Raw genomic sequence first — 2994 nt, 5'->3', positions numbered from 1 at the left:
CCTTGCCGCCGGCCCCCGTATCCCCCGGCCCCTTCCCCGTGGAGCAGACGTAGAGCGTCCGGTGATCGGGCGAGAAGCACAAGCCGTTCGGATCGGGCACCTCATCGTCGGTGAGCACCCGGTCGATCCGCCCCGACGGGTCGATGCGGTAGACCGCATTGGGCAGCACCCGCCGCCGGGGCGCTGTCCCGGCCGGCTGGCCGAGCCGCGGGTCGAGATGGCCCTGCGGATTGCTCGGGCCGCCCGCCGCGTCCGGCAGCCCCTCGTAGAGCAGCGCGCCGTAGGGCGGATCGGTGAACCAGTAGGCGCCGTCCGGATGCTGGACCACATCGTTGGGCGAGTTGAGCGGCTTGCCGTCGAACGCATCGGCCAGGATCGTCGCCGCCCCGTCGAGTTCGTAGCGCACGACCCGACCGGTGGCGTGCTCGCAGCTGATCTGCCGCCCCTGATGATCGAAGCTGTTGCCGTTCGCGTTGTTGCTTGGCATCCGGAAGACGGAGACGTGCCCGTCTTCCTCCAGCCAGCGCATCTGCCGGTTGTTGGGGATATCGCTCCAGACGAGGTAGCGGCCGACGGCGTTCCAGGCCGGCCCCTCCGCCCAGAGGGCGCCGGTCCAGAGCCGGCGGATGGCGCTGTTCGGCACGATGTAGGGTTCGAAGGCCGGGTCGACCGCGACGACGTCCGGATCGGTGAAGTAGGTGGTGGGGGCCGCGCCGGGCCGGAAGTCGCGCGGCGGATTGGTCACCGTGCTGGGCGGCTCAGGTTGCGCCTCCGCTCCGTCGGGCGTTGCGGCGAAGGCCGCCAACCCCGCGAGGATCGCGCGTCGAGAGGGTCGAGCCGGACCGCGCTTCGCCTCGACGCCGGATGTATCGGTCTGCGACGATCGCATGCGATCCTCCATTGCGCACCCGGTCGGAACGCCGCGACGCGCGGCGGCAAGCTAGGACAGATGTCCTGAGATGGTCAATCCGAGCGACGGCGCAGGATCTTCCACACGCCGTCCGCCGAGGCCAGGAGGCGCGTGTCGTCGCGGACGTCGCCACGCATGAACACGAGGGAGCCGGTGCGCTTGACCACCTGCGGCCGGATCTCGATCCAGTTGCCGAGGCGGCCGACATCGATGAACTTCATCTCCAGCTGGATCGTCACGCAATTGGCGCCGCCCGCGGCCTGCATCGCGGTCTCGCCCAGCGCGCGGTCGGCGAAGCTCATGAGCATGCCGCCATGGACCACGCCGATCAGGTTGGCGTGCTTCTGCTCGGCCCGAAACGCGTAGGCGCCGTCGGTGCCGCGGACATGAAGCGGACCGACATGGGCGATGAAGCCCTTGTCCTCCACCAGCGCCCAGCCGGCGGCTGCGGGGTCGAAAGCGGTCGTGTCCGTGGTCATCGCATCCGATCCGTTGGTGTCGATGCGGAGGAAGGGCGTTGCGGCCGTCAGGTTCCGCGCGGCTTGGCCCGACGGGTCGGCGCCTCGCTGAGCGGATCCTCCGGCCAGGGATGGCGCGGATAGCGGCCGCGCATCTCGGACCGCACCGCCGCCCAAGATCCGCGCCAGAATCCGGGCAGATCGCGGGTGATCTGGATCGGCCGCTGGGCCGGCGACAGCAGGTGCAGGACGAGCGGCCGTCCTCCGGCCCGGGGATGCCGGTCGAGGCCGAAGAGCTCCTGGACCCGGACGGCCAGGGCCGGTTCCTCGGCCGTGTAATCCACCGGGATGCGCGAGCCGGTCGGGACCTCCACGTGGGTCGGCGCCTCCGCGTCCAGCCGGGCGCGCAGCGCCCAGGGCACCAGGCTCTGGAGGGCGCCGGCGAGATCGTCCGCGGTGACCGACGCGAGGGTGGCGCGCCCCACGAGGGACGGCGCCAGCCACGTCTCCGCGGTTCCGGCCAGCACCGCGTCCGACAGGTCCGGCCAGGTGTCGCCCTCGGCGGCGTGGAGGAAAATCACCCGGGCGCGCCATTGCGCCAGGGCCGGCGTCCACGGCAGTCGCTCGATCCCGAGATCGGCGATGCCCCGCGCCAGGATCTCGGCGCTCTCCGGATCGGACGGCACCGGCAGCGGCCGTGACCCGAGACTGACCGCGCCGAGTCGCCGGACCGCCCGCGCCCGCAGGGCGGCGGCCTGCGGGTCGAAGGCAATCTCGGTGCGCGACTCGATCCGGTCGGCGAAGAGGCGCTCGATCGCCTCGGCCCCGATCGCCGCCGCGGCCAGGATCCGGGCGCTCGCGGCCGATCCCGCCAGATCGGCGATCACCAGATAGGTTTCGCGGGCGAGCGGGCTCGCCGGGTCGAGGCGACCGGCCCGTCCGCTCGCCATCACGAACTCGCCGTCGCGGCCGCGCGCCCGGGCCACCCGGTCGGGATAGGCGAGCGCCAGGAGCGGGCCGGCGGCGACCGGGCCGGCATCCGGGAGCGCGGAATTGCCTGCCCCGGCGATCCGGGCCCAGCCGTCGGCGAGCCGGCGCATGTCGGCGGCGCGTCCGCCGCGGTCGCGGCGGAACCGCTCGACCCGCTCGTCGAGGTCGAGGCTGTCCCCCCCGAGGCCGCGCTCCACCAGCACGGCGGCGAGGTCGGCGGCGGCCCGTGCGTGGCCGTTTCCGGCCGCGACCGTCACCATACGGGCGAGCCGCGGCGGCAGCGGCAGGGCTCGCAGGCGCGCGCCGACCGGCGTCAGGCGCCCATCGGCATCGAGCGCCCCCAGTTCGGTCAGCAGGGCGCGGGCCTCCGTCAGGGCCGGCGCGGGGGGCGGGTCGAGGAAGGCGAGCGTGCCCGGATCGGTCACGCCCCAGGCGGCGCAGTCGAGGAGCAGCCCGGCGAGGTCGGCGGACAGGATCTCCGGCCGCGTGAACGGTTCGAGGGCGTTGGTGCCGGCCTCGGACCAGAGGCGCCAGCACAGGCCCGGCTCGGTGCGGCCGGCGCGGCCTCGGCGCTGGTCCACCGAGGCTCGGGAGGCGCGGGCCGTGACTATACTGGTCAGGCCCAGGGCCCGGCTT

3 protein-coding genes are annotated in these 2994 nt (G+C 73.6%); all 3 read right to left on the bottom strand.

The genetic code is table 11. The features are described 5' to 3' along the window. On the bottom strand, positions 1 to 889 hold an 889-nt coding region (locus I53_RS14010; protein WP_043351700.1), incomplete at its 3' end, for an SMP-30/gluconolactonase/LRE family protein. A gap of 74 nt (positions 890 to 963) precedes the next feature. Continuing rightward, positions 964 to 1389: a PaaI family thioesterase gene (locus tag I53_RS14005; protein ID WP_043351697.1), complete on the bottom strand. Its 426-nt coding sequence runs from the start codon at positions 1387 to 1389 to the stop codon at positions 964 to 966. A gap of 47 nt (positions 1390 to 1436) precedes the next feature. Further along, positions 1437 to 2994 (bottom strand): ATP-dependent helicase C-terminal domain-containing protein (locus I53_RS14000; protein WP_043351698.1); only part of this gene is annotated, 1558 nt, incomplete at its 5' end.

Source organism: Methylobacterium sp. B1, assembly GCF_000333255.1.
Classification (GTDB): Bacteria; Pseudomonadota; Alphaproteobacteria; order Rhizobiales; family Beijerinckiaceae; genus Methylobacterium; species Methylobacterium fujisawaense.
This window is presented reverse-complemented; position numbering and strand designations above follow the sequence as displayed.

Bases quoted from the DNA above. Each gene is read 5' to 3' on its own strand.
- I53_RS14005 (WP_043351697.1), bottom strand. From the start codon at position 1,389: ATGACCACGGACACGACCGCTTTCGACCCCGCAGCCGCCGGCTGGGCG.